Annotated in this window: 28 protein-coding genes; 14 read left to right on the top strand and 14 right to left on the bottom strand. The window is 73.0% G+C overall.

What is annotated here, in order from left to right; all coding sequences use genetic code 11:
- The 5 genes from QQZ13_RS15935 to QQZ13_RS15955 all read right to left on the bottom strand — a co-directional run.
- Window positions 1-340 (bottom strand): sugar-binding domain-containing protein (locus QQZ13_RS15935; protein WP_284530545.1); only part of this gene is annotated, 340 nt, incomplete at its 3' end.
- Window positions 337-1860 (bottom strand): FGGY-family carbohydrate kinase, encoded by a 1524-nt coding sequence (locus QQZ13_RS15940; protein ID WP_284530546.1) that lies wholly within the window; start codon window positions 1858-1860, stop codon window positions 337-339. The genes QQZ13_RS15940 and QQZ13_RS15935, both read right to left, overlap by 4 nt.
- Before the next feature lie 15 nt (window positions 1861-1875).
- Window positions 1876-2919: a galactitol-1-phosphate 5-dehydrogenase gene (locus tag QQZ13_RS15945; RefSeq protein ID WP_284530547.1), complete on the bottom strand. Its 1044-nt coding sequence runs from the start codon at window positions 2917-2919 to the stop codon at window positions 1876-1878.
- A 109-nt stretch (window positions 2920-3028) separates the two neighbouring features.
- Window positions 3029-4006, bottom strand: coding sequence for a substrate-binding domain-containing protein (locus tag QQZ13_RS15950; RefSeq protein ID WP_284530549.1), 978 nt, complete (start codon window positions 4004-4006; stop codon window positions 3029-3031).
- A gap of 191 nt (window positions 4007-4197) precedes the next feature.
- Window positions 4198-4818: a CoA pyrophosphatase gene (locus tag QQZ13_RS15955; RefSeq protein WP_284530659.1), complete on the bottom strand. Its 621-nt coding sequence runs from the start codon at window positions 4816-4818 to the stop codon at window positions 4198-4200.
- 212 nt (window positions 4819-5030) lie between these two features.
- On the opposite strand from QQZ13_RS15955, the gene QQZ13_RS15960 reads away from it, so the two are divergent.
- The 4 genes from QQZ13_RS15960 (at window position 5031) to QQZ13_RS15975 (ending at window position 7362) form a co-directional block, all read left to right on the top strand.
- Window positions 5031-6065, top strand: coding sequence for a beta-propeller fold lactonase family protein (locus QQZ13_RS15960; RefSeq protein WP_284530550.1), 1035 nt, complete (start codon window positions 5031-5033; stop codon window positions 6063-6065).
- A gap of 64 nt (window positions 6066-6129) precedes the next feature.
- Window positions 6130-6669 carry a PadR family transcriptional regulator gene (locus QQZ13_RS15965; RefSeq protein ID WP_284530552.1) on the top strand — a complete coding sequence of 180 codons (540 nt, stop codon included), beginning with the start codon at window positions 6130-6132 and terminating at the stop codon, window positions 6667-6669.
- Window positions 6666-6980 (top strand): hypothetical protein, encoded by a 315-nt coding sequence (locus tag QQZ13_RS15970; protein WP_284530553.1) that lies wholly within the window; start codon window positions 6666-6668, stop codon window positions 6978-6980. Before QQZ13_RS15965 ends, QQZ13_RS15970 begins: the two co-directional genes overlap by 4 nt.
- 4 nt (window positions 6981-6984) lie before the next feature.
- The gene (locus QQZ13_RS15975; protein WP_284530557.1) at window positions 6985-7362 is read left to right on the top strand and encodes a hypothetical protein; all 378 of its coding nucleotides are present in this window, start codon (window positions 6985-6987) and stop codon (window positions 7360-7362) included.
- 12 nt (window positions 7363-7374) lie between these two features.
- Here QQZ13_RS15975 and QQZ13_RS15980 read toward each other — a convergent pair whose 3' ends face one another.
- A complete protein-coding gene (locus tag QQZ13_RS15980) occupies window positions 7375-7776 on the bottom strand; it encodes a hypothetical protein (protein ID WP_284530558.1) in 402 nt (133 codons plus the stop codon).
- 78 nt (window positions 7777-7854) lie between these two features.
- Here QQZ13_RS15980 and QQZ13_RS15985 point away from each other — a divergent pair, with 78 nt between their 5' ends.
- Together QQZ13_RS15985 and QQZ13_RS15990 are read left to right on the top strand one after the other, a co-directional pair.
- Window positions 7855-8319, top strand: coding sequence for a MarR family winged helix-turn-helix transcriptional regulator (locus tag QQZ13_RS15985; protein ID WP_284530559.1), 465 nt, complete (start codon window positions 7855-7857; stop codon window positions 8317-8319).
- Window positions 8316-8984, top strand: coding sequence for a hypothetical protein (locus tag QQZ13_RS15990; protein ID WP_284530562.1), 669 nt, complete (start codon window positions 8316-8318; stop codon window positions 8982-8984). The genes QQZ13_RS15985 and QQZ13_RS15990 overlap by 4 nt, the downstream gene beginning before the upstream one ends.
- A gap of 16 nt (window positions 8985-9000) precedes the next feature.
- Here the strand turns inward: QQZ13_RS15990 and QQZ13_RS15995 are convergent, their stop codons facing one another.
- On the bottom strand, window positions 9001-9780 hold the full coding sequence (locus QQZ13_RS15995; RefSeq protein ID WP_284530563.1) for an isocitrate lyase/phosphoenolpyruvate mutase family protein: 780 nt from the start codon (window positions 9778-9780) through the stop codon (window positions 9001-9003).
- Between the two features lie 117 nt (window positions 9781-9897).
- Window positions 9898-10074: a hypothetical protein gene (locus tag QQZ13_RS16000; RefSeq protein WP_284530564.1), complete on the bottom strand. Its 177-nt coding sequence runs from the start codon at window positions 10072-10074 to the stop codon at window positions 9898-9900.
- A 170-nt stretch (window positions 10075-10244) separates the two neighbouring features.
- On the opposite strand from QQZ13_RS16000, the gene QQZ13_RS16005 reads away from it, so the two are divergent.
- Window positions 10245-11594 (top strand): HNH endonuclease signature motif containing protein, encoded by a 1350-nt coding sequence (locus tag QQZ13_RS16005; RefSeq protein ID WP_284530565.1) that lies wholly within the window; start codon window positions 10245-10247, stop codon window positions 11592-11594.
- Window positions 11595-11797: 203 nt separating this feature from the next.
- The gene (locus QQZ13_RS16010) at window positions 11798-12697 is read left to right on the top strand and encodes a RimK family alpha-L-glutamate ligase (RefSeq protein WP_284530566.1); all 900 of its coding nucleotides are present in this window, start codon (window positions 11798-11800) and stop codon (window positions 12695-12697) included.
- Window positions 12698-12797: 100 nt separating this feature from the next.
- Here the strand turns inward: QQZ13_RS16010 and QQZ13_RS16015 are convergent, their stop codons facing one another.
- Entirely contained in the window at window positions 12798-13352 is a 555-nt protein-coding gene (locus QQZ13_RS16015; RefSeq protein ID WP_284530567.1) for an NYN domain-containing protein, read from the bottom strand.
- A gap of 125 nt (window positions 13353-13477) precedes the next feature.
- On the bottom strand, window positions 13478-14728 hold the full coding sequence (locus tag QQZ13_RS16020; RefSeq protein ID WP_284530568.1) for an MFS transporter: 1251 nt from the start codon (window positions 14726-14728) through the stop codon (window positions 13478-13480).
- Window positions 14729-14943: 215 nt separating this feature from the next.
- On the opposite strand from QQZ13_RS16020, the gene QQZ13_RS16025 reads away from it, so the two are divergent.
- A complete protein-coding gene (locus QQZ13_RS16025; RefSeq protein WP_284530569.1) occupies window positions 14944-16806 on the top strand; it encodes a carboxypeptidase regulatory-like domain-containing protein in 1863 nt (620 codons plus the stop codon).
- Between the two features lie 43 nt (window positions 16807-16849).
- On the opposite strand, the gene QQZ13_RS16030 is transcribed toward QQZ13_RS16025, so the two are convergent.
- Together QQZ13_RS16030 and QQZ13_RS16035 are read right to left on the bottom strand one after the other, a co-directional pair.
- A complete protein-coding gene (locus tag QQZ13_RS16030) occupies window positions 16850-18535 on the bottom strand; it encodes an AarF/ABC1/UbiB kinase family protein (RefSeq protein WP_284530570.1) in 1686 nt (561 codons plus the stop codon).
- Window positions 18536-18539: 4 nt separating this feature from the next.
- On the bottom strand, window positions 18540-19193 hold the full coding sequence (locus QQZ13_RS16035) for a PadR family transcriptional regulator (protein WP_284530572.1): 654 nt from the start codon (window positions 19191-19193) through the stop codon (window positions 18540-18542).
- Between the two features lie 174 nt (window positions 19194-19367).
- Between QQZ13_RS16035 and msrA the strand changes: the two genes are divergently transcribed.
- Both msrA and QQZ13_RS16045 read left to right on the top strand, forming a co-directional pair.
- Window positions 19368-19922: a peptide-methionine (S)-S-oxide reductase MsrA gene (gene msrA / locus QQZ13_RS16040; RefSeq protein ID WP_284530574.1), complete on the top strand. Its 555-nt coding sequence runs from the start codon at window positions 19368-19370 to the stop codon at window positions 19920-19922.
- On the top strand, window positions 19919-20848 hold the full coding sequence (locus QQZ13_RS16045; RefSeq protein WP_284530577.1) for a hypothetical protein: 930 nt from the start codon (window positions 19919-19921) through the stop codon (window positions 20846-20848). Before msrA ends, QQZ13_RS16045 begins: the two co-directional genes overlap by 4 nt.
- Here the strand turns inward: QQZ13_RS16045 and QQZ13_RS16050 are convergent.
- Window positions 20816-22108 (bottom strand): M18 family aminopeptidase, encoded by a 1293-nt coding sequence (locus tag QQZ13_RS16050; protein ID WP_284530579.1) that lies wholly within the window; start codon window positions 22106-22108, stop codon window positions 20816-20818. The two genes, QQZ13_RS16045 and QQZ13_RS16050, sit on opposite strands and share 33 nt — an antisense overlap.
- 143 nt (window positions 22109-22251) lie before the next feature.
- On the opposite strand from QQZ13_RS16050, the gene QQZ13_RS16055 reads away from it, so the two are divergent.
- A complete protein-coding gene (locus tag QQZ13_RS16055; RefSeq protein ID WP_284530581.1) occupies window positions 22252-22404 on the top strand; it encodes a hypothetical protein in 153 nt (50 codons plus the stop codon).
- 113 nt (window positions 22405-22517) lie between these two features.
- Complete coding sequence (locus tag QQZ13_RS16060) at window positions 22518-23111, top strand: helix-turn-helix domain-containing protein (RefSeq protein ID WP_284530584.1); 594 nt, start codon at window positions 22518-22520, stop codon at window positions 23109-23111.
- Here the strand turns inward: QQZ13_RS16060 and QQZ13_RS16065 are convergent.
- Window positions 23092-23805 carry a DUF1028 domain-containing protein gene (locus tag QQZ13_RS16065; protein ID WP_284530586.1) on the bottom strand — a complete coding sequence of 238 codons (714 nt, stop codon included), beginning with the start codon at window positions 23803-23805 and terminating at the stop codon, window positions 23092-23094. The two genes, QQZ13_RS16060 and QQZ13_RS16065, sit on opposite strands and share 20 nt — an antisense overlap.
- Before the next feature lie 175 nt (window positions 23806-23980).
- Between QQZ13_RS16065 and QQZ13_RS16070 the strand changes: the two genes are divergently transcribed.
- Window positions 23981-25510, top strand: coding sequence for an ABC transporter substrate-binding protein (locus QQZ13_RS16070; protein ID WP_284530587.1), 1530 nt, complete (start codon window positions 23981-23983; stop codon window positions 25508-25510).
- Window positions 25511-25532: the final 22 nt, after the last annotated feature.

A 25532-nucleotide genomic window follows, 5' to 3' on the forward strand; every position in this document is an offset into this window, starting at 1 on the left:
AGCTGATGCCCAGGGTGCGGGGCACGGGACGCAGCGACGCGAGGTACTCCCCCGCCGCCGCCGCGACGCGCTCCGACTGCTCGCCCTCGTCGGCGAGGGCGGGCACGACGATCGCGTCGCGCAGCCCGTACTCCTCGCGCAGCCGGCGCTCGAGCGGCAGCCGGCGCGCCCGCGGGTGGGCGATCTCGATGCGGACGATCCCCGTCTCCTTCGCGTAGGCGAGGAGCCGGCCGACCTTCCAGCGGTTGATCCCCAGCAGGGCGGCGGCCTCGGCCTGGCTCTTGCCGTCCTGGTAGCACAGCTCCGCCGCGCGCACGGCGAGGGTGTCGTCGGTGCTCATCGGGTCGCCACCGTCCCGCGGCCCGCTGCCGCGTCGGCGAGGCCGGCGCTGATCCCCGCGACCAGCGAGGTCGCCTCGAGGTAGCGCTCGTAGGCGGCACGCAGCGGGGCGACGGCGTCCGCCCGGGGTTCGATGAGCGTGTACGCGGGGGCGAACCTCGCGGCCACATCGGCGACCCGCTCGCCGGTCACCGCGGCGACGCCGAGGATGCCCAGTGCGCGGGTGGTCAGGTTCTCGCCGTCGATCAGCCCGACGGGTCGTCCGAGCGTGTCCGCCGTCGTCTGCATCCACAGCCGGTTGTGGCGGATGCCGCCGGTCACGTACACGTTCGCGGTGTCGACGCCGACGGCTTCGAACGACTCGAGCACCTGCCGGGTGCCGAAAGTCACAGCCTCGACCGTCGCCCGGTAGATGTGCTCCGGGGTGGTGCCCAGCGACAAGCCGAGCATGGCGCCGCGCAGCTGCGGGTCGCGCAGCGGCGTGCGGTTGCCCATGAAGTGGTCGAGCACGAGCAGCCCGTGCGAGGCGGGCGCCACGGCCTCGGCCCGGGCGATCAGGTCGCCGATCCGGTGTCGCGTCACGCCGAGGATCCGCTCGGACAGCCACGAGAGCGCCGCGCCGGCGGAGATCTGTCCGCCCTCCACGAGCCACCGCCCTTCGGTGAGGGCGCCCGGATACGGGCCCCAGATCGTGGGCGAGAAGACGGGCGCATCGAGCTCGGCGATGAAGGCGTTGGAGGTGCCCGCGACGACCGCCACGGGCTCCCCGGGCAGTCCCGCCATCGAGACCAGCGCGAGGTGCGCGTCGATGCCGCCGGCGAACACCGCTGCGCCGCGCGCGATCCCGAGTTCCGCGGCCGCCGCCGCCGACAGCTCGCCGGCGATCGCTCCGGTGCGACGGATGTCCGCCGGCAGCTTGTCGGCGAGATCCTCGATGCCGAGGGCGGCGTACAGGTCGACCGGGAGCACCCCGACGCGGTGGTCGTAGTTCCACTTGCAGGTCGCGTTCATCCGCGAGCCGACCCACTCGCCGGTGAGCCGCAGCGTCAGGTAGTCGACGGACTCTCCGATGCGGGCGGCCCGCCGGTACACCTCGGGCTCGTGACGTGCGAGCCACATGGCCTTCGGGATGAGCCATTCGGCGCTGTCGGAGCCGCCCGAGAACGCGAGCGCCGGATGATCGATCCTCGCCGTCTCGGCGGATTCGGCGACGGCACGGCTGTCCATCCAGAGGATCGCGGGGCGGAGGGCCTCGCCGTGCTCGTCGAGCACGACGACGGAGGATGCCGTCGTCGCGACGCCGACCGCGTCGATCTCGGTGACGTCGGCATCCGCGAGCGCGCGGCGGGCCGCCTGCACGGCGGAGCGCCACCAGTCGTTCGGATTCTGCTCTGCCCAGCCGGGGCGCGGATAGCTCGTCACGTACGCCGCCGAAGCGTCGCCGAGGCGCCGCCCGGCCGCGTCGAACACGCCGGCCCGCGCACCCTCGGTGCCGATGTCGATCGCGAGGAAGAACCCCATCGTTCCCGCCTTCTCTCAGTCCTGGTTCGGCAGAAACAGTACCTTCGAGCTGAAGATGGAGCGCTCGCCCAGCTGCTTCATCGTCTCGGGCAGGGCGTCGAGACCGAGCTCGTGGGTGATCATGAACTCCCACCGGAGGCGGCCGTCCGCCAGCGCCGCCGCCGACTCGACCCACTCGCGTCCCGGGAACGGCGCGGAGAAGGAGTTCCAGCTGCCGTGGAGCGACGCCTCCCTGCGGAGGAAGTGACTGAAGGTGCCCTTGTCCAGCTCGACCGGCGAATGCGGGATGCCGATGAACACCGCTTCGCCGTGGCGGGCGGTGAGCGTCGTGGCGAGCGCGACGGTGGCGGGGACGCCCGCCGACTCGATCACGACGTCGAAGCCGAGGCCGGCGTGCGCGCGGGCCTGCTCGTCGTCGTTGGCGGTGAGGTCGGCACCGGCCTCGACGGCCATCGCGGCCTTCTCGGCGCTCACGTCGACCGCGAGCACCTCGCGGGCGCCGAGGAGTTTCGCCCACTGCACGGCGAACAGGCCGATCGGTCCCGCCCCGATGACGGCGACGCGGGAGCCTTCGGTCAGACCCGTGCGGTAGATGGCGTGGAGGGCGATGGCCGAGGGATCCATCATCGCGGCGGCTCGCGGGTCGACGCCCTCGGGCATGACGAACGCGTTGCCCGCATTGACGGAGACGTACTGCGCGTAGGCGCCGTCCTGACGACTGCCGAAGTAGCCGTAGTTCTCGCAGAGCGAGAAGTGGCCCTCGCGGCAGCTGTCGCACTCGTAGCACGGGATGAGCGGCGGCACGGTGACCAGCTGCCCCACCTCGAGTCCCGCGACCTCCGCGCCGACCTCGACGATGTGGCCGGAGAACTCATGGCCGCACACGATCGGGTGATAGTAGGCGCCCGAGAAGTTCATCCGCGGGATGTCGGAGCCGCAGACACCGCACGCGGCCACCTTCACGAGCACGTCTCCGGCGCCGATCTCCGGGACGGGGATCCGCTCGACCCGGATGTCTCCGGGGGCGTGCATCACTGCGGCGGTCATGGTGTCGGACATGGGTCTCCTCCGTGATTCCTGCGCGTCTTCCCGCGCGGTTCCCGCGAGCGACGCGGGCGGTCTCTCCGCCCGCGTCGCCCCGGGGGCGATCGTGTTGCTGGGGTCGTGCTTACTTCGCCTGCGCGAACAGGGTGCTGCCGACGAGGTCTGCGGCGTTGGCCGCGGTGACCAGCTCGGTGCCGGCGTCGATCTCGGCGTCGACAGACTCGCCCGCGGCCACGGCGAGGGCCGTCTCGGCGGCCGTCGCGCCCAGGGCGATGGGATCGTTCAGCGCGGTCGCGACGTACTGGTCGCCGTCGGCGATCGCCTGCACCGCCTCCATGAGGCCGTCGACGCCCGCGACCAGCACGTCGGTGCGCCCGTTCTCGGCGAGCACCTGCAGCGCGCCGAGAGCCATGTCGTCGTTGTGGGCGTAGACCGCGCGCACGTCGGTGTTCGACTGCAGGAGGTCCTGCATGGCCGTCACCGCGTTGGAGCGGATGTACTCGGCGTACGGGCCCTCGACGATCGTGACCGCCTCGTCGCCCTCGAAGGCGTTGTGGAAGCCCTCCGAGCGGTCCATGGCGACCGTGCCGCCGGCGTCGCCCTGGATCTCGATGATCTTGCCGCCCTCGTCGCCGAGCGCCTCCTTGAGCGCCTCGCCGACGAGCTCGCCCATGGCGACGTTGTCGCGTCCGACGTGCGCGGCGGCGCCGTCGGCGGGACGGTCGACGGTGACGACGGGGATGCCCGCGGCCTTCGCGGACGCCAGGCTCGGCGCGATGCCCTGCGGATCGACCGGGTTGATGAGAAGGACGTCCACCCCGCGGGTGATGAGGTCCTCGATGTCGTTGTTCTGCTTGGTGATGTCGCCGTTCGCGTCGACGTACTCGAGCGACGCGCCTCCCGCCTCCGCCGCCTGCTCGACGCCCTCGCCCAGTTCGACGTAGAACGGGGACTGCTGCGTGGCCTGGCTGAAGCCGACGACGATGTCGCCCGAATCGCCGGGAGCGCTGGCGTCACCGCCGGGCGTGGTGCTCACCGAGCACGCGCTCAGCGCGAGTGCGAGCGTCGCCAGTCCGGCGACGGCGATAGGTGCCTTCTTCATGGAATCTGAACCTCCTTGGTCAGTGGTGCCGGACCCGACGCTAGAGAGTCGCGGACGATGATCTCAACTTCTGAGCAGTCGTTTGCTCATATGAGCAGACAGATGCGCACGGCGTGCGCATCTGAGCATTCCGGCGGCCGACGCCCCGCGAGCGCCCGGTACGGAGCCGGCGCCGTCGCGGGGCCCGGCCGTCAGACGTCGAGCGGGAACTCGCGGCGGTCGTCCCAGGGCTCGGTCCACCCGAGACGGGTGAAGAGCGTGTCGAGCACGATGCCCGTGAAACCCCAGACGAGGTGCGCGGCGGCCCCTGCCGGCGCCGGCAGCAGGAACGCCGGGCCGCGCCACTCCCGGCCGTCGCGTCGCACGACCGTGACGCCCCGGTTCGCCGGATCCAGCAGGTCGGCCACCGGGGCGCGGAAGACGTCGGCCGACTCGGCCACGTCGACCACGCGCACGGGAGAGGGCTGACGCCACCACGCCAGGACGGGGGTGACGAGATGGCGGGAGTAGTCGAGCGGGATCTCGGCGAGCGTGCCGAGCACATCGACGCCCGCCGGGTCGAGGCCGGTCTCCTCGCGGGCCTCGCGCAGCGCAGCCGCCACGGGACCCTCGTCGCCGTCGTCGACCCGCCCGCCCGGGAACGCCACCTGTCCGGGGTGGGAGCGGAGTGTGGCCGCACGAGAGAGCAGGAGCACGTCGAGGTCTCGCGAGACGACCTCCGCCGTCGCGGCCCGGTCGCTCGGGAGGGCATCGAGCACACCGAACAGGATCAGGACCGCGGCGGCGCGGGAGCCGGGCTCCACCGGCGGGATGTCACGGGCGAAGACGGACCCTCCGGCTGCGGCGAGCGCGGCGAGCTGCGCGCGCGCACCGGCATCGGCACCGGCGTCCGCACCGGCGTCGGCTGAGCCGTGCGCAGACGACGACAGGGGTTCGGTGGTCACCCGTCCAGGCTACGCGGCACCGAGGACCCCGGCTCCGTCGCGCCGCCGCGCGGGGCGGCGTCGCGGCCTACGATCGAACGGTGACCGCTTCCTCCCTGCTTCTCGTCGCGAACGCCGCCGACGGCACCCTCAGCACCTTCCGCTTCGAGGACGGCCGCCTCGAGCGGCTGACCGTGACCGAGGGGGTGACGGGCTGCTCGACCTTCGCGATCGACCCCCGGCGCGACCTCGTCTACGCGGCCGTGAAGGGGGCCGAGCCCGGGCAGCCGGCGGGCATCCTGACCCTGGCGCTCGACCGGGCGACCGGCGAGCTCACGCCGCGCACGCGCCTCGACCTGCCCGAGGGCGGCATGAACTACCTCGCTCTCACCCGCAGCGGCACCGGACTGCTCGGCGCCTCGTACGGCGGCGGCTACGGCATCACCAGCGAGGTCGCCGACGGTGTCGTGGGGGCGCCCGTGTCCACGATCCACTACCCGAACCTGCACTCCGTGCTGCCGAGCGCCGACGGTCGTTTCGCGTACTTCGTGTCGCTGGGCGCCGACCTCGTGGCGCAGTACGCACTGGGACCCGACCTCGTCCTCACGCCCCTCGACGAGCCCACGGCCGCGGCACCGGACGGCAGCGGGCCGCGTCATCTGGTGCTGAACGAGGCGCAGGATGCGGTGTACGTCATCACCGAGTTCTCGGGTGACCTGCTCCACTACGCGCGCGACACCGGCACCGGGCTGCTCACCCTGCGCGGCGCCGCCTCCTTCGTGGATCCCACCAAGGGGCTCGGGCACAGCGTGTTCGGCGCGGACCCGCTCGCCGAGCACTACATCTGGGGCGCCGACCTCCATCCCGCCGGCGGGTACCTGTGGGCGTCGGAGCGCACCGAGAGCACCTTGGGCGCCCTCGCGGTGGCGCCCGACGGGTCGCTCACGCCCCCCGAGGCCTTCACCGTCACCGAGACCCAGCCCCGGGGGTTCGCGACGAGCCCCGACGGCGCCTACCTCGTCGCGGCGGGCGAGAAGTCGACCACGGTGTCGCTCTACGCCGTCGACGGCGCCGAGCTCACCCTTCTGCAGCGGGCCGAGACCGGGCGCGGCGCCAACTGGCTGCGCTTCGTCTGACACTTGCGCCATATCCCTCACAGGGATATCTATATATCTCAGAGATATATAGATCGGAGGCGTCGTGCCGTTTGTCATCCTCGGCCTGCTGCTGGCCGGACCGCTGTCGCTGTACGACCTGCACAAGCGGTTCACGGCGGGCATCTCGCTGTTCTACAGCGCCAGCTACGGGAGCCTGCAGCGCAGCCTGACCCAGCTGGTCGCCGACGGCGCCGTGACCGTCTCCGACGACCCCGCCAGCGCGCGGCGACGGAAGCTCCACACGATCACTCCCGCCGGCCGCGCGCAGTGGCGCGACTGGATGCTGGCCCCCCTCCCCGGCGGCGCCGACGCCGAGACGATCCTCCTGGCGAAGGTCTTCCTCCTCGGGCGCCTGGACGACCCGGCCGACCGGCGCCGGGTGCTCGCGGCCGCGCAGGAGCAGGCCGCCGCCACCCTGGCCGAGCTCGACGCGGTGCGCCGCGAGCTCGACGCGCAGTCGCCGACGCTGCCGGAGGAGCATCGCGCCGTGTTCGCCTACCAGCGCGCCGTGCTGGAGTACGGACTGCGGACCGCACGGCTCGCCGCCGACTGGATCGCCGAGCTCGACGGGAGCACGCGATGAGCGCCGCGGACGGCCCGCGGCCGCCCCGGGGCGCCGGATCCCGCCGGCCGTGGTTCCTCGCGGCCACGGCGGCGGCGACGGCCGTGACCGTCGTCTTCGCGACCGTCGGCGACGGCGTCGAGGTTCCGGGCGCCACGGGACTGCGCGCACTCGTCGTGGACGTCGGCCACACCGCGGTGTGGGCGCTCCTGGCCGGCGCCTTCGCGATCGCCGCGGCGCGCGGCCGATGGTCGCCGCCGTCGAATCGTCTCGCCCTGACCGCCGCGGTGGTCTACGCGGTGTTCCTCGTCGCGGTGTTCGTGTGGCGGTGACCCGATGGCGATGATCGCGGCGGCCGTGGCGGTCGCACTGCTGTCCGCACTGGCGGTGCTGCAGATCTGCGTCGCCGCGGGGGCCCCGTGGGGGCGGCTCGTCTGGGGCGGGGCGCACCGGGTGCTGCCGGCGCGGCTGCGGATCGGAAGTGCGGTGTCGGTCCTCCTCTACGCCGCGTTCGCGTGGCTGCTGCTCGCGCGCGCGGGCGTCCTGCCCGGCTCCGACCTGCCGCTTGTGACCGCCGCGACGTGGGTGCTGTTCGCCTACTTCACCGTCGGCATCCTGATGAACCTGGTCTCGCGGAGCGTTCCCGAGCGCCTCGCGATGACCCCCGTCTGCGTCGTGCTCGCCGCGGCGACGCTGCTCGTCGCGCTGGATTGAGCGCGGATCGAGTCAGCGCAGGAGATCGTCGAATTCGCCCAGGGGCACCCCGATGCGCTCCGCGGCGGCGCGGAGGGTGGGATCGTCGGTGATCAGGACATCGGCCTGCAGCGTCGCCACGGCGAGGTACTCGGCCTGTCGCGTGTCGTCCGCATCGAGCCGCCCGGCGATCCGCCACGCGGTCGCCCGGGAGACGCGGTCACCGAGGAGGCGGATCTTCAGGGTCGCGACGCCGTCGAGCAGGCGACGTCCCTCGGCGTCGGCGAGACGGCCGGCGCGCACGCCGCGATACAGGCTCTCCAGCGCGTCGGTGCGCAGGACCGCCGGGCCGACGAGCGTGTGCGGCGGGGACGGCACCCGGCCGCCCGAGACCAGGCGCAGCGCGGTGGCGGAATCGATGGCGAAGCGCGTCATGGCCGCAAGTCTGACATCGGGCCCCGACATCCTCGTTCCGTTTTCTTACATCCTGTAACTATGAGGTAGGGTACGCATATGCCCGATCCTCTTCTCCTCGATCGCCTCCTGCTGGTGTCCCACCTGTTCCAGCAGGACATGGCACGGGAGTACGACGGCACCCCCCTGTCCGAAGCGCGCATGGCGGTGCTGTGGACCGTGCACCACGCCGGCCCGGTCACGCAGCAGGCGATCGCCGAGAGCCTCGCCCTCACTCCCCGGACGATCAGCGCCCACGTCGACGCCCTCGAGACCTCGGGACACCTCCGGCGCACGGCGCATCCGGGCGACCGCCGCGCCCATCTGGTCGCCCTCACCCCCGACGGCGCCGCGCTCATGGAGCGCACCGTCGTCCGCCACGCCGACCTCAGCGCGCAGCTTCGCGCCGCCGTCGCGCCCGCCGACCGCGACGCCCTGGAACGCGGGCTCGACGCGGTGGCCGCCCGGCTCGCCGAGCTGATCGCCGACGAAGCGGCCGGCGCCGCGGCACGGAGCACGCGATGACGGAGGTCGACCGCACCCCCGCACCCACGATGCGACCGCCCCGCCGCGCGCGTGCGGCCTCCTGGGCACGCCGGGCGCTGCACATGGAGCGGGGGATCTATGCCGCGATCGGCCGGGCGCTCGCACGACGCCCCGCCCTGCCGCCCGGGGCGAGCGGCTTCCGCTACGACGCGCCCGTCCGGACGATCCTCGTCGTCTTCATCGTGCTGTCGGCCGTCGAGATCCCCATCATCGATCTCATCGTCCATCCCTGGCCCCCGGTGCGCATCGGTCTGCTCGTACTGGGGATCTGGGGCCTGACATGGATGGTCGGGCTCCTCTGCGCCTACCGGATGCGCCCGCACACCGTGGGACCGGGCGGCATCCGAGTGCGCGAGGGGCTGGAGATCGACATCGACCTCCCCTGGGACGTCATCGCGTCCGTCGCCCGCGCTCCCCGCACCGATCAGCCGAAGTCGCCGCGCATCGACGGCCCGGAGGGAGCCCGCGTGCTGTCGCTGCGGATGCAGGACGCCACCAGTGTCGAGATCGCGCTCGAGCAGCCGACGACAGTGCGCCTCCCCGGGCTCGCGCCGCGGGGAGGCGATCAGACCGTGTCGACGGTGCGTCTGTGGGTCGACGACACCGACGGCTTCCTGCAGGCGGTGCGCCGCCACATCCCGTGACGGCGCGGCCGCCTCGTCAGTTGAGCGCGCGCGTCGACGCGGGGATCGCGCCGTCGGCGTAGAGTTCCTTCGCGACGTCCTGCAGCGCCGTGAGGGCGACCCGCTGCGTCATCGGGCCGTAGGAGATCCGGGCCACGCCCAGGGCCTCGTACTCCGCCGCCGTCAGCGCGCCGGGCAGGCCGATGACCGACACCTTGCGCTCGCCGATGCCCTCGACGAGCTGGCGGGTGACATCGGCGTCGAGGATGCCCGGCACGAACACGACGTCGGCGCCCGCGCCGAGGTAGGCGCGGCCGCGCTCGATGGCATCGGCGATGGAGTCCGCCACCGGGCGGTCGCCCCCGCGGACGAACGCATCGGTGCGCGCGTTGAGCGCGAAGGGCACGCCCTCGGCCTCACCCGCGCGGACGATGGCCTCGACGGCGGCGACCGACTCGGCGAGCGGCTTCAGCCGGTCCTCGACGTTCGCCCCCACCGCGCCGACGCCGATGGCGCGACGGACGGTCTCGCCGGGGTCGCCGAAGCCGGCGTCGAGATCGGCGGTGACGGGAAGGTCGCCGGCGACCTCGACGATGCGGCCGACCATGTCGAGCACGAGGTCGAGCGGGATGTTCTCGCCGTCGGCGTAGCCGAAGGTCGCGGCGATGGAGTGCCCGGCGGTCGCGATGGCCCGCGTCTCGGGCAGCTCGATGATCGCCTTCGCCGAGACGACGTCCCACACGTTGACGACGCGCAGGATCTCGGGGGCGGCGTGGAGGGCGGACAGGGTCTGGGCACGCTGGCTGGTCGTGGTCATACGTCCACGCTACTCACGCCGCGCGCGCCCGGGGTCGCCGGATCCGGATCGCCGTCGATCGCCGTCCGACCTCGCGCGCGAGGCGCGACCGCGGCGCGGCAGCGGATCAGGCTGCGTTCACTCCGCGCGGCGGAACACGCTGCGCAGCACGAAGTAGACGATGACCGCCACGACGGCGACCGCGAGCAGCTTGAACGCGAAGGCGATCAGGCTGAACAGCACGTTCACCAGCACCCAGGCGATGACGACCGCGACGACGACTCCGACGATGGTCCAGACGGTCCCCTTGTTCATGGGTCCAGCGTAGGCGAGGCGGCACGATGCCGCCGCACCGCCGCCGATGCGGGTGCGCCCCGTGCGGAGCCTCCTCCCCAGCGGGGCCCGCGCAGTGGTTGTCCACAGGAAGCGCCGCTGATCGGGGATTTCGGTGCCCGGGCGTCGGAGCCTCTCGCGATGATGGAGGGATGAACAGCACCTCGACGACGGCCCGGAGCGTCGTGTCCGGCGATGCGTCCGGCGACGTGTCCGTGACGCGCATCGAGTCGCTGCTCGAAGGCCTCGCGGAAGCCGGGCGCCAGGCGGCGGCCGCGCACGCCCGGCACCTCGCACTGCTGGCCGAGGCGCTGGAGGTGGCCGACGCGCAGGCCGACGCCGGTGCGCCCGCCGCCGTGCGGGACATCCCCCTGCGCTCGCTGGCGGCGCAGATCGGGGCGACGCTGCGGGTGTCGGACCGCACGGTGCAGCGGCAGCTGTCGGAGGCATGGGCGGTCTCGACGCGGTTCGCGGCGACCCTGGGCGCCCTGGCGTCGGGTGACATCACCCGGGCGCACGTGCGGGTCATCGTCGATGCCGGGTCGCCGATCGACGACGACGAGGCCCGCGCGGCATACGAGGCCGCGGCGCTGGAGATCGCGCGGCGCGAGACACCGGGCCGGCTGCGACCGGCGGCGCGGCTGCTCGCGGGACGGTTGCACCCGATGCCTCTGGACGAACGTCATCGGGTCGCCGCGGCGGGGCGAGACGTGTGGGTGCGCGACCTCGACGACGGGATGGCGGAGATCATCGCCGTCCTCCCGACTGCGATCGCGCACGCGATCCGCGACCGGCTCGATCAGTACGCCCGGCGTCAGATCTCCCACCGGGAGGTCGTGGACGGCGAGGACGACCCGGTCGCCGGGGCGGAGCCGGTCTGCCGCGACCTCCGGGGCGTCGGCGAGGTGCGGGCGGACGTGTTCGCCGACCTGCTCCTCACCGGTCATGCCACCGCGCAGATCAGCGACGCGTCGATCCCCGAGGGCGAGGCGATCGTCGCCCGCGTGCAGGTGACGGTGCCCGTGCTCACGGTGCTCGGGGCGGACACGGCGCCCGCTGAACTGGTCGGCCACGCGCCGATCGACACCGCGACGGCGTGCCGGCTCGCGGCGGGCGCTCCGGGCTGGGACCGCGTCCTCACCCATCCCGTCACCGGGACCGTCCTCGCCGTCGATCGGTACCGCCCGAGCGACCAGCTGAAGCGGGCACTGCAGGTGAGGGATGAGCACTGCCGGTTCCCCGGCTGCCGGATGCCGACCCGCCGCTGCGACATCGACCACACCATCGCCCGGGAACACGACGGACCCACCGAGCTCGGGAATCTCGCGCACCTGTGCCGCCGGCACCACACGCTGAAGCACCACTCGGCGTGGCGGGTGAGACAGACGCCCGACGGGGTGCTGCACTGGACCACGCCCACCGGGCGCATCCATGTCGATCGGCCCGCGCAGACGCTCACGTTCACGCCCGTCGACGACGCCGAACCGCCGCCGCCGTTCTAGCCCCGACCACCGCCGCCGGCTCGCCCATCCGGGTCACCCATCCGGGTCGCCCATCCGGGTCGCCCATCCAGGTCACCCATCTGGACTCCCATCCGGGTCACCCATCCGGGTCGCCCATCCGGGTCACCCATCCGGGTCGCCCATCCGGGCTTCCATCCGGGTCCGCCCGGCGGCGGACGTACCGCAGCGCGCCAGTACGCTGGATGGTCGTGGCATCCCCTTCGCACCGCATCGGCATCGTCGTCACCGACTTCTACCCGGCGGAGGATCCCGACCACGACACCCCCCTGCTCCTCAGCGCGCTGCAGGAGCGCGGGGTGGCCGCCGCGCCGGTCGTGTGGCACGGCGACGACGACCTGACGGGCTTCGACCTCCTCGTGATCCGCTCACCGTGGGACTACCCCGAGCGCGCCGCCGACTTCGCCGCGTGGCTGGACCGCGCGGACGCGGCGACGCGCGTGCTCAACCCGCCGCCGGTCGTGCGGTGGAACCTCGACAAGCACTACCTGCGCGACCTCGCCGGCGCCGGCATCGCCGTCGTGCCGACGGAGTACGCGCGCACGGACGGCGACATCCGCCGCGCCTTGGCCGCGCACGGCACCGGGCAGGTGGTCGTGAAGCCCGCCGTCTCGGCCGGGGCGCGCGACACGGGGCTGTTCGACGCGGCCGACCCCGCAGCTCGCGCTCTCGCCCAGCGGATCGTCGCGGCCGGCGGGGTCGCCATGATCCAGCCCGAGGTCCCCGAGCTGAGCGCCGGCGCCGAGAAGGCGCTCTACGCGATCGGCGGCCACTTCACGCACGCGATCGCGAAGGGCGCCCTGCTGGCGCCCGGCGGCGGGCTCATCGGCGGCGTGTACGTCGAGCACCCCGAACCCGTCGAGGCGACCCCCGCCGAGCGCGCCTTCGCCGACGACGTGCTGCGCGCGGTGGCGGAGGTGACCGCCCACGACATGCCCCTGTACGCCCGGATCGACACGGTGGATTCCGCCGAGCACGGCCTCGTCGTGCTCGAGGTCGAGCTGGTCGAGCCGGCCCTCAACCTGCACGTCGCACCGCACGTCACCGGCGTCGTGGCGGACGCCATCGCCCGCGCCGCCGGCTGACCGCGCCGGACTCCCCCACTCAGGAAGGATCCGTCCTCCGGCGGCAGACATGCTGGAGCCGTCTTCCGTCCGCGGTCGCCGTCGCCGTCGCCAGCGGGGCTCAGTCGAGGAAGGCGGCGGGATCGAACTCCTCGATGGGGATGATCCGCACGCGCGGCAGCCGCGCGTCGAACGCGTGCGCGTCGTACTCGAGGTCGAAGAACTCGACCCCCGGGATCGACGCGAACTCGGCGCTGCGGAACTCCTGGAACCCGATGACGCCCACGCGGCGTCCCGGGCCCGCGAGAGCCGTGACGCCTTCGACGAAGTCGCGGTCGTGGCTGACGAGGACGACGTCGGCGTCGCGCTCCGCGAGAGCCACGAGGGTGCGCTGGATGGCCAGGTCGACGACCTTCGCGTCGGACGGGCCCGACAGCGGCACCGGGCGGTAGCCGAGCGCGAGCAGGGCCTGCACGAAGGACATGGGCAGGTGCTCGGTGGCGTTCAGGAAGAAGAGGCCCTTGGCCGGCTGCTCCCAGCGGTCGGCGACGAACGCGAGCAGCCGATCCCAGCGCGGCCGCTCGTCGGGCTGCGGCCGGCGACCGAGGATGGAGCCCCCGAGGGTCGCGTCGATGTTCTCGCCGTCGACGAGGACCCAGGTGTTGCGTGCGGCCACTGACTCTCCCGACGTTGGTGGGACCGGTGCTCCGTACCGTAGCAGGGCGGTCGCCGGTCAGCGCACCCGGGCCGGGGCTGCGCCGGACGCGCGCGCAGTGCCAGACAGGCGAGGGCGGCCGCCGGTCAGCGCGCCCGGGCCGGGGCTGCGCCGGACGGACCCTCAGCTGCCCGGTCGTGGCGTGCGTTGACGACGCCCAGAGCGAGGACCAGCGCGGCCGCCCCGAGCGGGAGCGCCATCGCGGCCTGGGCGGACGTCGCCTCGGCGAGCGCACCGGTCACTCCCGCCGCGATCGCCTGGGCGAGGGTGAGCGCCGATGCCAGCAGGGTCATGACCGTCGCCGATCGCCCCGCGGGACTGCGCTCGCCGGCGAGGCTGAACAGCGTCACCAGCGTCGGTCCGACGCCCAGTCCCATGAGCGAGAGCGCGACGATGACCGCGACGAGGTCGCCCGCCAGGGCATAGGCGGCCGACGCGGCGACCAGCACGGCGCCGAACGCGAGCCACCGCCAGCGCAGGGCGAAGCGCGCCGGCAGCAGCATGACGGTGAGGGCGAGTGCGGCCGACCCGATGCCCATCAGCCCGTAGAGCAGCCCCGCCGCCTCGCCGTCTCCGGTCGACTGCGCGAACGCGGTGAGCGAGGTGAGGGTGGAGCCGAAGAACAGCCCCACGCCGAACGTCGCGGCGACGAGGACGAGCACCGGACGCGACAGCACATCGCGCACCGGCGCCCGGGCCGGTGCGGTCTCGGCATCGCGGTCGGCCATGACGGCCGTCGGATGCAGGGCGAAGGCGGTGACGAACGCGAAGCTGAGCGCGGCGGCGACCGCGATCGGCGCCCAGGGGGCGAGGAAGGCGGCCAGCAGCCCCACGAGGACCGGCCCGATCACGAACGCGGTCTCGTCCGCGGCGGACTCGTAGGACATCACGCGCGAGAGCGTGCGCTCGCGGCGGTCGCCCCCGATGCGGTGACGGGCGATCGCGACCAGACGCGTGCGCGACAGCGCGGCGGCCTGCGGTGCGGTGAGACCGATGAGTGCCCCCGCGGCGAGGACCACCGGCTCGGGCATGCCGGTGAGGACGACCACCGGGAACAGCGCCAGCAGGATCCCGTTGGCGAGCCCCACCGGCACGAGCACCCGCCGCTGTCCGCGGCGGTCGACGAGATCGCCGATGACGGGCCCGGCGACGACGACGCCCACGCCCACGGCGGCGGAGGTGAGGCCCGCCAGCGCCACCGAGCCGCGCACCGAGGCGACGAGCGTGAGGACGCCCACGACCATCATCGCGAAGGGCAGCCGCGCCACGAACGCGACGGGGAAGTAGCCCCAGCCGGTGTGCGCGATGAGAGAGCGGTCGTCGGTGATCGACGTCATGCAGAGGCCTCCGGAACAGTCAGCTCGTTGTCACGTGCCGCCTTGCTCCGAAAGCAGGTAGATGCACCATGCCCAGCGCCGATCGGCGCGGACGAAACTCCAGTCTAGCGCGGGTTCCCGCCCTCGACCTGGGGAGCGCTCGTACCGTGCTCGCTCGTCGTGTTATCGTGCACGGGCGCGCGGACCCCTCGCCGCGCGCGGATCTGGGGACCTTCATGGGATCATCGCGCCTCGCGCGTCGCGGTCAGGCCGTCCTGGGCCTCGTCCTCGCGCTGCTCCTCGCGCTCCCGACCGCGGCGGCCGCCGAGCCGGCACCGGAGGAATGGACGGCATCGATCTCGGGCACGGTCGTGACCGCGGACGGCGCGCCCGTCGAAGGCGGAACGGTCGCCGTGTTCAGCCCGGGAGACGCCCCGTACGCGGGAAGGGCGAGCACAGACGTACTCGGGCGCTATCGGATCGACGGACTGCACTCGGGTGCGTACACCGTCCATTTCACCCCGCGCTGGCGCGTGGACCTGCCCCAGTGGTGGACAGGGCTCCCCGGGGGCGCCGTCGATCAGCAGGACGCCGTCGCACTGACCCTCGGGACCGGCCAGCAGGTGCAGGGCATCGACGCCGCCCTCGCGCGCGGAGGCTCGATCAGTGGCGAGATCGCGAAGAGCGACGGGACGCCGGCCGACTACCCGTGGGCCGCCGCCTACCGCCAGGTCGTCCGGGACGGGCACCTCGTGTGGTCACGCGAAGCCACGTCGACCGAGAGGCCGTACCTGCTCGACGGTCTTCCCCCCGGCGACTACGCGCTCGTGTTCGGCACGACGGACACGTCATCGAGCACGCCGTCGGTCTACGAGTTCTGGGAGGACGCCGCCACCCTGTCCGGTGCCCGCCTGCACACCGTCGTGTCGTCCGAGAGCACGCGCATCGATGCGAGGCTCTCGTCGGGCGCCACCCTCTCGGGCGTGGTCTCGTCGCCCTCGGGCGCGCACGCGTCCTCGGGCTACGTGGTGCTCGAGCGGCAGTGGCGGTCCGGTGACGAGCCGACCGACAACGAGCTCCGCAACCGCTACGGCTCGCGGGGCGACAGCGTGGACGGCGCCGGCAGATTCGAGATCACCGGCATCCCGGCAGGCACGTACCGGCTCTACGCGCGCAGCGGATCGGCGTCGGCGTGGTGGCCCGATTCGCCGTCGCCCGCGGGCGGCAGGACGATCACGGTCACGCACGGGGCGGTCATCGAGGGATACGAGGTCTCGATCGCCTCGACCATGCTCGCCGGGACGGGCACCGTCGCCGGCATGCTCCGCGCGGGCTCCGTCGTCAGCGCACTCCCGGAGAAGTGGCCGGCCGCGGCGACGCTGTCGTACCAGTGGATGGCCGACGAAGAGCCGATCGCCGGCGCGAACGATTCGAGTCTGCGGCTGAGCAACGCGCAGGCGGGTCGGCAGATCTCGGTCGCCGTCACCGCCACCCGCACCGACTACTACCCCGTCACGGCGGTGCTCCACCCGGAGGTGGACCTGCCGGTCGTCGGCGTGATCCCCGCACCGGACCCGCGCGTCAGCGGCACCCCCGTGGTCGGACGGATGCTGACGGCCATCCGCGGCAAGGACATCCCGGGGGTCTCCTACCGCTACCAGTGGCTGGCGAACGGCACGGCGATCCGGGGAGCGACCGAGAAGTACTTCCTGACGACGCCGGCACAGGCGGGCAAGCGGATCTCCGTCCGCGTGGCCTGGCAGGCGAGCGGCATGGCGACCGTGGTGAAGAAGTCGGCGACGACGACGCCGCTGCTGCGTGACCTCGTTGCCCGTGCCGTGCTGATCGAGGGGAACGCCGCCGTCGGCCACCGCCTCACCCTCCGGCGCAGCAGCTGGGGCGCCGGCGTCGCGTACACCTACCGCTGGTACGCCGACGGCGCGCCGATCCGTGGGGCGACAGGCACGACTTTCACTCCGACGAAGGCCCAGGTCGGCAAACGGATCACCGCGACGATGACGGGGCGCAAGCCCGGCTACACGACCAAGACCGTGACCGCGCCCGCCACGCGCCGCGTGCTCGCCCGCCTGCGCGTCTGAGCCGCGCGGAAGGGCGTCGCGCGCTCGCCCGGTCCCCGCGGCGTCAGCGCCTGCGGGGGCGGGATCCGATGCCCGCGAGCAGCGCGTGCAGCAGCGCAGGCACCGACAGCGCCATCACCACGGTGCCGAAGACGACGTCCTGCGCGCGCAGCGCGATGCCGCCTACCAGCAGCGCCCCGAACAGCACGGCCGACACCAGACGGCGGAGCATCCGCTCCAGCCGCGCCAGACGCCGCTCCACCGAGGGGCTCTGGACGGCCAGCCGCCCCTCTTCGAGCCGGGTCAGCACGTCGTCGAGCCGCCCCGGCAGCCGGACGAGACCGCCGGCGGTGGAGACCGTCCGGGCGGCGATGTCCCGCACGAGACCGCGGCTCTCCTCACTCAGCAGGCGCTGGGCGTAAGGCTCGACGGCGTCCCAGATGTTGAAGGACGGATCGAGGGAGCTGCACAGGCCGGAGGTCAGCGACATCGCGCGGATGATGAGGAGGAAGTCCTCGGGGAACTGGAACGGCAGCGCGCGCACCACTTCGCCGAACTCCTGCGCGAACGCGCGGAACTCCCGCGGATCGACCTCCTGCAGCTCGGCGAAGCCCATCCCGCCGAAGCGCGCGAACAGCTGCGTGAGGGCGCGCTCCAGCTCCGCGGTGTCGGCGGTGGGCAGGAGCACGCCGATCTCCTGGATGCCGGCGACGAGGCCGTGCCCGTCGCGGGCCGCGACGGCGATGACCACCCGGCGCAGTCCGCGGCGCAGCCCCTCGGGCACCTGGCCCATCATGCCGAAGTCGATGAACGTGAACCGCCAGGTGCGACCCTCCGCATCCGCGGCGTACGGGGTGACGAAGATGTTGCCGGGGTGCGGATCGGCGTGGAAGAAGCCGTCGCCGAACAGCTGGTCGAACATGACGGCGGCGAACTCCGCGGCGACCTCGGCCGGATCGATCCCCGCCGCGCGGAGCGCATCGGCGTCGTTGACCTTGATGGCGGTGACGTCGGCGAGGGTCAGCACCCGCCGGGTGGTCCGCTCCCACACGATCTCCGGCGCGCCCACACGGGCGCCCGACGCGATGTTGGCGGCGAACCGCTCGGCGTTGGCGGCCTCGTGGACGTAGTCGATCTCGTCGGTGCTCGTCGCGGCGAACTCCTCCACGAGAGCCGGCATGTCCACCCGGTCCGAGACGATCCGCACGCGGCTCAGCCAGTCGGCCACGCGGCGCAGGGCGGACAGGTCGATCGCCACGATCTCGTCGATGCCGGGGCGCTGCACCTTCACGACGACCTCGTCGAAGCCGGCCAGCGCGGCGTCCTCCGCCGCGAGGCGGGCGCGGTGCGCCTGACCGAGCGACGCGGCTGCCACGGGCGTCTCGTCGAACGCCGCGAACGCGCGTTCGAGCGGCACGCCCAGTTCGGCCTCGGCGAGCGCGCGGATGTCGGCGAACCCGACGGGCGGGACCTCGTCCTGCAGCTGCTCGAGCTCGCGGGTGACCTCGGGCGGGAGCACGTCGAGTCGCGACGAGAGGAACTGGCCGACCTTGATCATGAGCCCCCCGAGATCGACGGCGAGCGCGCGGAAGCGCCGCGCCGTCGCCTGCAGGCGGCGGGTGCGGGTGCGGTCGGCGATCGAGCGCAGGCCGACGCGCGGCAGGGCGAGCTCGTACCACCAGGTCTGCGCGATGGCGCGCGCGGCGAAGCGGAGGATGCGGCGGTAGCGGGCGCGCCCGCTCCCGCGCATACGCTCAGGCCTGGGCAAGGATCGCGTAGAGCTTGCGCCGGGCGTCGTCGATGATCTCGACGGCCTCCTGGATCTGCTCGGGCGTCCCGGTGCGTCCGACCTGCATCGCCGCCTGGGCGAGGTTCGCGCCGGCCTTGGGGAGTGCGCCGTGGCGGTGACGCCCGCTGCCGGCCTCGGCCGGGGACTCCCCCGACTCGGCGGCCGCCCACGGGCGGTCGGTGTGCTCGGACTCGGCGCGGCCCGCCTCGGTGAGCGAGTAGGTCTTGCGGCCTGCCGACTCCTCGACCTCGATCATGCCCTCGTCGGTGAGCAGCTGGAGCGTGGGGTACACCGAGCCCGGGCTCGGCTTCCACGAGCCGCCGCTGCGCTCCTCGATCTGCTGGATGATCTGGTAGCCGTGCATGGGCTGCTCGGCAAGCAGCGACAGGATCGCCGCGCGCACGTCGCCGCGGCCGACGCGCGTGCCGACCTTCTGCCCGAACGCCTGCCCGAAGCCCTGGCCGAACGTCTGCTCGAAGCCCTTCTTGAGCTCGCCGAGGGTGTCCCAGAGCTCCTGCGGCACGGCGCCGCTCAGTCCCTGGCTCCCGAATCCCTTGCTCCCGAAACCCTGGCCGCCGAAGCCCTGCGAGGGAAAGCGTCCGCCGAATGCGTCATTCATGTCGTCCTCCAACGATATATCGAGCGATACCCGACGATACATCGACCGATCGTCGCGGACCAGGCCCCGGAACGCGCTCACAGCCAACCCGAAGGATCCTCGGGACCAATCCGCGTTCCCCGCGCGTTGACCCCGATGACCTGAGAAACTGAGTCGAGCAACGAAGGAGTCACCATGACCGACGACGGCATCATCACCCGCACCCCCGGCACCGAGACGGCGGTCCTCGCCGGCGGCTGCTTCTGGGGCATGGAAGACCTCATCCGCCGCCAGCCCGGCGTGCTGACCACCCGTGTCGGCTACACCGGCGGGCAGAACGACCACGCCACCTACCGGCACCACCCCGGTCACGCCGAGGCGGTCGAGATCGTCTTCGACCCGTCGAAGACGTCGTATCGCGACATCCTGGCCTTCTTCTTCCAGATCCACGACCCCTCCACGCTGAACCGTCAGGGCAACGACATCGGCACGAGCTACCGCTCGGCCATCTTCCCGCTCTCCCCGGAGCAGGAGCACGTGGCCCGCGAGACCATCGCCGACGTCGACGCGTCGGGTCTGTGGCCGGCGCCGGCGGTCACCACGATCGAGCCCGAGGGCCCGTTCTGGGAGGCCGAGCCCGAGCACCAGGACTACCTCATCAAGCACCCGGGCGGCTACACCTGCCACTTCCCGCGCGCCGGGTGGGTGCTCCCCGCCCGCGACGCGGAGGCATCCGCGCCGACCGCATGACGGACGCATCGGGCGCCCGCCCCGCGCGCCGACTGTGGGTCTTCGCCCCCGTCGGCGCCGCGGCGGCGCTCGTCGCGCTGCTGCCGTGGCTCCTGACGGGCGGGCGGATGCCGGTGCAGAACCTGTGGTCGGAGATCCCCGCCGACGTCCCGTTCGTCCTGCTGCCCTTCCACCCGTACACCGCGATCCTCGCCGCGGCGATGCTGCTCGTGGGCGGGGCCGTCGCGGGGATCGCCGGCCGGGCGCTCGGTGCACCGCGCACCCGGTGGGCGACCCTGCTGCTCCTCGGCGGGCTCCTCCTCGTGCAGGGCGCCGCGGTCCTCCAGAGCGCGCTCACCACGCGGGCGACCCTTCCGGATCGCCGCGACGCGGACCTGTACATCACGGCGCTGACCGTCGGCACCGTGCTGGCCCTGCTCGCCGCCGCGGGCGTCCTCGTGCTCGTGGCGCGCGCGCCGCGTGCCGGCGCCGTCGTCGGGCTGTCGGTCGGCGCGGTCGCCGCCGGCACGTGGCTGGCCGCGGTGATCGTCCCCTTCGGCTCCGTGTCGCAGGAGGTGCCCGCCCTCCTGCCGCTGGTCCAGTGGGTGGCCCCCGTGCTGGCGGGTGCGGCGATCGCCTGGGCGGGCATCCGCAGCGTCGGGCGCGTCGTCGCGGCGCTCACCGCCGTCCTCGTCGTGTGGATCGGCCCCGCCGTGCTCACGGGCGTCGGCTACGCGGTCGGCAGCCGCGTGATGTGGAACGACCCCGCGGGCATGATCGACGGCGCGATCCACGTCTTCGGCCTGGCGCTGCTCACGCCCGAGCTCGCCTGGCGTCCCCTCGCCGCGTGCGTCGTCACGGCAGCGATCGGCCTCGGCATCCGCGCCGTCGTGCACCGGCGGAGCCGACGGGGCTCATCCGGCGAAGAACTCCGACGCGACGCGTGAGAGAGCGAGCAGGTCGGCGGTGCCGGCCAGCTCGCGTGCGGAGTGCATCGACAGGATCGGGATGCCGACGTCGACCGTCCGCACCCCCAGCCGCGTCGCGGTGAGCGGCCCGATCGTCGAGCCGCACGGGACCGCGTTGTTCGAGACGAACTCCTGGCTGCGCACCCCGGCCGCGGCGCACCACGCGTGCCACGCCGCTGCTCCCGCGCCGTCGGTCGCGTAGCGCTGGTTGGCGTTGATCTTGAGGATGGGGCCCGATCCGAGCACCGGCTGGACGACGGGATCGTGCTTGTCCGGATAGTTGGGGTGCACGGAGTGCCCCACGTCGCTCGACACGCACCACGACGCTGCGAGGGCGCGCAGCTGCTCCTCGCGGGTGGCGCCCAGGCCGGTGTGGACGCGCTCGAGCACGTCGGCCAGAAACGGCCCCGAAGCCCCGGAACGGGTCGCCGACCCCACCTCCTCGTGGTCGAAGACGGCGAGCACGGCGATGTGGTCGCCGTCGCCCGACGACACCTCCCCCCACCTCTCCAGGGCGACGAGGCCCGCGTGCACCGACGCCAGGTCGTCGAGGCGTCCGCTCGCGAAGAAGACGTCGTCCTTGCCGAAGACCGCCCCTCGTGCGGCGTCGGCCGTCACCACGTCGTAGCCGCGGATCCGCGCGGGATCCACGCCCGCCCCCGTCGCGAGCTCGCCCAGCAGGTCGGCTGACTCGGGTGCGCCCAGTCCCCAGACCGGCTGCGTCTGGGTCTGCTTGTGCAGAGAGAGGTGGTCGTTGGCCTCGCGGTCGAGGTGGATGGCGAGCTGCGGCAGACGCAGCAGCGGACCGGTGGCGGCCAGGACCGCCGTGCCGTCGTCGAGCACCAGGCGCCCCGCGAGACGCAGCTCGCGGTCGAGCCAGGAGTTCAGCAGCGGGCCGCCGTAGATCTCGACGCCGGCCTGCAGCCATCCTGCACGCCCAGTCGTCGGCCGCGGCTTGAGCTTGAACGCCGGGGAGTCGCTGTGCGCGCCGAAGATGCGGAAGCCGGTGTCGGCGGTCGCCGAGCCGGGGACGGCCCACGCGATCACGGCGCCGTCGCGGACGACGAGACCGCGGTCGCCGGCGCGCACCGTCCAGGACTCGAGCTCGTCCCGCGGGGCGAAGCCCGCGTCGGTCAGCCGCCGGGCCACCTCGGCGGCGGCGTGGAAGCTCGACGGCGACGCCGCGACGAAGTCGGCGAGATCGGCGGCGTGGGCGAGGGCCTCGGGGGTGGCGGGCACGGTTCTCCTCGGTGATCGGGGGCGCCTCCCAGCGTAGTCAGCCCCGCGCGCCGGATCGCCTGTCAACCCCCTCGCCCGCACCGCCCGCCGCGCGCATCCTCGGGAGTCCGCCGACGCCCGTCGGCAGTCAGAGGAGGAGCATCATGGTCACCCTGCCCAGCATGCCCGGCGAGACGCCGCCCCCGGCCCCCGGCGAGCCGTCGCCGCCGAACCCCGCCGAGCCCCTCGCGCCCCACCCGGAGGAGCCGTTCGCCCCGTCGCCGCCGGAGCCGTCGCCGATGCCCAGCGACCGCTGAGCCCAGCGGCGCAGCCATCGTCCCCGCCGCCGCCCGCGCCACCACCCACGTCGTCGCCCAGGTCGACACCCGCGTCGTCGCCCACGTACCGGCGGCGTGGGTAGGGTTGCGGCATGGCCCGCCACACCGACCCCGACGAAGCGCGCGCCGTCGAGACGCTCGGCGCCGCGGTGCGCGAGGCGCGGCGGCGCCTGGGGCTGAGCGTCCAGGCGCTGTCCGACAAGGCCGGGGTGAGCTTCGGTCTCGTGAGCCAGCTCGAGCGCGGCATGGGCAACCCGTCGCTGCAGTCGATCCATCGCCTTGCCGGCGCCCTGGGCGTCCCCGCCGGCCAGCTGCTCGACGAACCGGTCGGCGAGCTGGCCGTCGTCTCTGCCTCCCAGCGCCATGTGATGCCGCCCGCCGCCGACGTCCCCCTCTCCGCACAGGCCACGCGCGAGCTCCTGACCCCCCGGGGCGAGTCGATGCTCCAGCTCATCCGCTCGACCCTCCCGCCCGGGTTCAGCAACGAGCCGCATCCGTTCCGGCACATCGGCACCGAGACGGTGACCGTGGAACGGGGCGTGCTCATCGTCGCGCAGGGCGAGCGCCGGGTCGAGCTGCACGCCGGCGACACCGTGACCTACGGCTGCTCGGAGGCCCACTGGTGGGCGAACGGCCACGACGACGTGACCGTCGTCCTGGGCGCCGTCACTCCGTTCGAGCGCTGACCCGCTCGGCCAGATCGCGGCCGCGCAGCGCCACCAGGCGCGACAGCTCGGCCAGCGGGTCCCCGTGGTCGTCGACGCGCAGGTCGACGCTGCGGTGGCGGAGGGGATCGTCCGCACGACCCGCGCTCGGCTCGCCGCGACGCTCCGGGCGCGCCGCCGCGGCCACGAGCACCGCTGCGCTCTGCCGCCCTCGGGCGTCTCCCCCGGCGCGCTCACCGGCGAAGAGGGCCGACACGAGGACCTGCGCGAACAGCGCCGCGCTCGCGGGGTCGGCCGGGTCGATCTCCGGCATCCCGGCGAGCTCCTCGACCATCGCGGAGAGCACCTCCGGGCCGGTCAGGAAGTTCCCGGCCACCACCGCATCCGCGGCGACGATGTGGCCCGCCCAGTCCGTGATGTCCCGGCCGGAGCGGGCCGCTCCCGGTCCCGCCACGGACAGGGCGGCCACCTGGCGCAGCTCGGCCCGGTCGTCCCACGCGGGAACGGCGTCGACCGCCTCGGCCGCGCTCGCCCCGGCCGCGAGTTCGCCCAGCAGCAGGCCGCGGAGGGAGCGGTTGGTCCACGCCTGGCTGGCGACCACGCCCACGCCGGGGCGGATCGCGAGCACGGCGTTCCCGGCGGCGAGCGACCTGCTGGCGGTGGCCGCGCCGACGAGTCCGGAACGGGCGTCACGGGCCAGGACGGTGTACGTCATGCGTCTCCTCTTCGGCGGGTCCGGCTGCGCGCCTCACGTGCATGGCATCGGGACGCGGACGATTGTGAAGATTCTGTTTCGAGATGACCCTGGGCTTGTCTCGCCTCTCATGGTCGCACATACTGATCGAATCATCATCTAAATGATGACCCGAATCCAGCACGAGAGGCATCTCATGTCCCAGCGCACCGCCTTCGGAGCGACGGCCCTCGTCGCCGCTCTCGTCCTCGCCGGCTGCTCCGCCGGGGAGAGCGTCGATATCGACGGCCCCAGCGAGTCGACCGGGGGCCAGACGCTCGTGGCCGCGATCGGCGGCGAGCCCGACCAGCTCGATCCGCAGAAGACGAGCTCGTACTTCTCGTTCGAGGTGCTCGAGAACGTCTTCGACACGCTCGTCGAACCCGACGAGAACCTCGAGATGCAGCCCGCCCTCGCCGAGAGCTGGGAGGTCAGCGACGACCAGCTGACCTGGACCTTCACCCTCCGCAGCGGAGTGACCTTCCACGACGGGTCGGAGTTCACCAGCGAGGACGTGGTCTACTCCTACGAGCGCATCATCGACGAGCAGCTCTCCAACGCCTGGAAGTTCAGCTCGGTCACCGACGTGTCGGCGCCCGACGACACCACCGTGGTGATCACGGTCGCCCAGCCCACGCCCAACCTGCTGTCCAACCTCGGCGGCTTCAAGGGGATGGCGATCGTCGAGCAGGGCAACGTCGAGTCGGGCGACATCACGACCGCCCCGGTGGGCACCGGGCCCTTCTCGGTCGCGGAGTACACCGCCGGCGACCACATCACCCTCGCCGCCAACCCGGACTACTGGGGCGGCGCGCCGGAGCTCGGCGGCGTCGAGTACCGCTTCATCTCGGAGCCCGCGACCGCCCTGGCGGCCCTGAAGGCCGGCGACATCGACTGGACCGACGTCGTGCCGGCCCAGCAGGTCGGCGAGCTGGAAGGCGACGACGCGCTGACCCTCGGCGTGACCCCGTCCAGCGACTACTGGTACCTCGCCCTCAACGAGGCGAAGGAGCCGTGGAACGATGTGCGGGTGCGTCAGGCGATCGCCTACGCCATCGACCGGGACGCCATCGTGCAGGCCGTCAGCTACGGGACGGCCGCGCAGAACCAGCTCGCGATCCCGGAGCAGAGCTTCTGGTACACGCCCTACGACGAGTACTCGACCGACCTCGACCGCGCCCGGGCGCTGCTCGACGAGGCGGGGTTCACCGGTGGCACCCTCGACATGCTCGCCACGAGCGACTACCCCGAGACGGTCACGGCGGCGCAGATCATCGCCGCGAACCTCGAACCGCTCGGCATCTCGGTGGAGATCCGCCAGCCCGACTTCTCGACGTGGCTCGACGAGCAGAACAGCGGCAACTTCGACATGCTGATGATGGGATGGCTCGGCAACATCGATCCGGACGACTTCTACTACTCGCAGCATCACACCGACGGCACGAGCAACGCGCAGAAGTACTCCAACGCCGAGGTCGACGAGCTGCTCGATGCCGCCCGCGTGGAGACCGACCCGGACACCCGCAAGGATCTGTACGGTCAGGCGGCGACCATCATCGCCGACGAGGCCAGCTACATCTACCTCTACAACCCGTCGGTGATCCAGGTGTGGTCGCCCGCGGTCTCGGGATACGAGACGCGCGCCGACCGGGCGATCCGCTTCCGCGAGACCGCGCTGACCGACTGACCCTTCCGACGAGAGCAGACCA

Origin of the sequence: Microbacterium sp. T2.11-28 (assembly GCF_950097975.1) — a bacterium.
Classification (GTDB): Bacteria; Actinomycetota; Actinomycetes; order Actinomycetales; family Microbacteriaceae; genus Microbacterium.

Coding starts and splice junctions, on each gene's coding strand:
- QQZ13_RS15940 (WP_284530546.1), bottom strand. CDS start 1,860: ATGGGGTTCTTCCTCGCGATCGACATCGGCACCGAGGGTGCGCGGGCC.
- QQZ13_RS15945 (WP_284530547.1), bottom strand. CDS start 2,919: ATGTCCGACACCATGACCGCCGCAGTGATGCACGCCCCCGGAGACATC.
- QQZ13_RS15950 (WP_284530549.1), bottom strand. CDS start 4,006: ATGAAGAAGGCACCTATCGCCGTCGCCGGACTGGCGACGCTCGCACTC.
- QQZ13_RS15970 (WP_284530553.1), top strand. CDS start 6,666: ATGAGCGCCGCGGACGGCCCGCGGCCGCCCCGGGGCGCCGGATCCCGC.
- QQZ13_RS15975 (WP_284530557.1), top strand. CDS start 6,985: ATGGCGATGATCGCGGCGGCCGTGGCGGTCGCACTGCTGTCCGCACTG.
- QQZ13_RS15980 (WP_284530558.1), bottom strand. CDS start 7,776: ATGACGCGCTTCGCCATCGATTCCGCCACCGCGCTGCGCCTGGTCTCG.
- QQZ13_RS15985 (WP_284530559.1), top strand. CDS start 7,855: ATGCCCGATCCTCTTCTCCTCGATCGCCTCCTGCTGGTGTCCCACCTG.
- QQZ13_RS15990 (WP_284530562.1), top strand. CDS start 8,316: ATGACGGAGGTCGACCGCACCCCCGCACCCACGATGCGACCGCCCCGC.
- QQZ13_RS15995 (WP_284530563.1), bottom strand. CDS start 9,780: ATGACCACGACCAGCCAGCGTGCCCAGACCCTGTCCGCCCTCCACGCC.
- QQZ13_RS16000 (WP_284530564.1), bottom strand. CDS start 10,074: ATGAACAAGGGGACCGTCTGGACCATCGTCGGAGTCGTCGTCGCGGTC.
- QQZ13_RS16005 (WP_284530565.1), top strand. CDS start 10,245: ATGAACAGCACCTCGACGACGGCCCGGAGCGTCGTGTCCGGCGATGCG.
- QQZ13_RS16010 (WP_284530566.1), top strand. CDS start 11,798: ATGGTCGTGGCATCCCCTTCGCACCGCATCGGCATCGTCGTCACCGAC.
- QQZ13_RS16020 (WP_284530568.1), bottom strand. CDS start 14,728: ATGACGTCGATCACCGACGACCGCTCTCTCATCGCGCACACCGGCTGG.
- QQZ13_RS16025 (WP_284530569.1), top strand. CDS start 14,944: ATGGGATCATCGCGCCTCGCGCGTCGCGGTCAGGCCGTCCTGGGCCTC.
- QQZ13_RS16030 (WP_284530570.1), bottom strand. CDS start 18,535: ATGCGCGGGAGCGGGCGCGCCCGCTACCGCCGCATCCTCCGCTTCGCC.
- QQZ13_RS16035 (WP_284530572.1), bottom strand. CDS start 19,193: ATGAATGACGCATTCGGCGGACGCTTTCCCTCGCAGGGCTTCGGCGGC.
- msrA (WP_284530574.1), top strand. CDS start 19,368: ATGACCGACGACGGCATCATCACCCGCACCCCCGGCACCGAGACGGCG.
- QQZ13_RS16045 (WP_284530577.1), top strand. CDS start 19,919: ATGACGGACGCATCGGGCGCCCGCCCCGCGCGCCGACTGTGGGTCTTC.
- QQZ13_RS16055 (WP_284530581.1), top strand. CDS start 22,252: ATGGTCACCCTGCCCAGCATGCCCGGCGAGACGCCGCCCCCGGCCCCC.
- QQZ13_RS16060 (WP_284530584.1), top strand. CDS start 22,518: ATGGCCCGCCACACCGACCCCGACGAAGCGCGCGCCGTCGAGACGCTC.
- QQZ13_RS16065 (WP_284530586.1), bottom strand. CDS start 23,805: ATGACGTACACCGTCCTGGCCCGTGACGCCCGTTCCGGACTCGTCGGC.
- QQZ13_RS16070 (WP_284530587.1), top strand. CDS start 23,981: ATGTCCCAGCGCACCGCCTTCGGAGCGACGGCCCTCGTCGCCGCTCTC.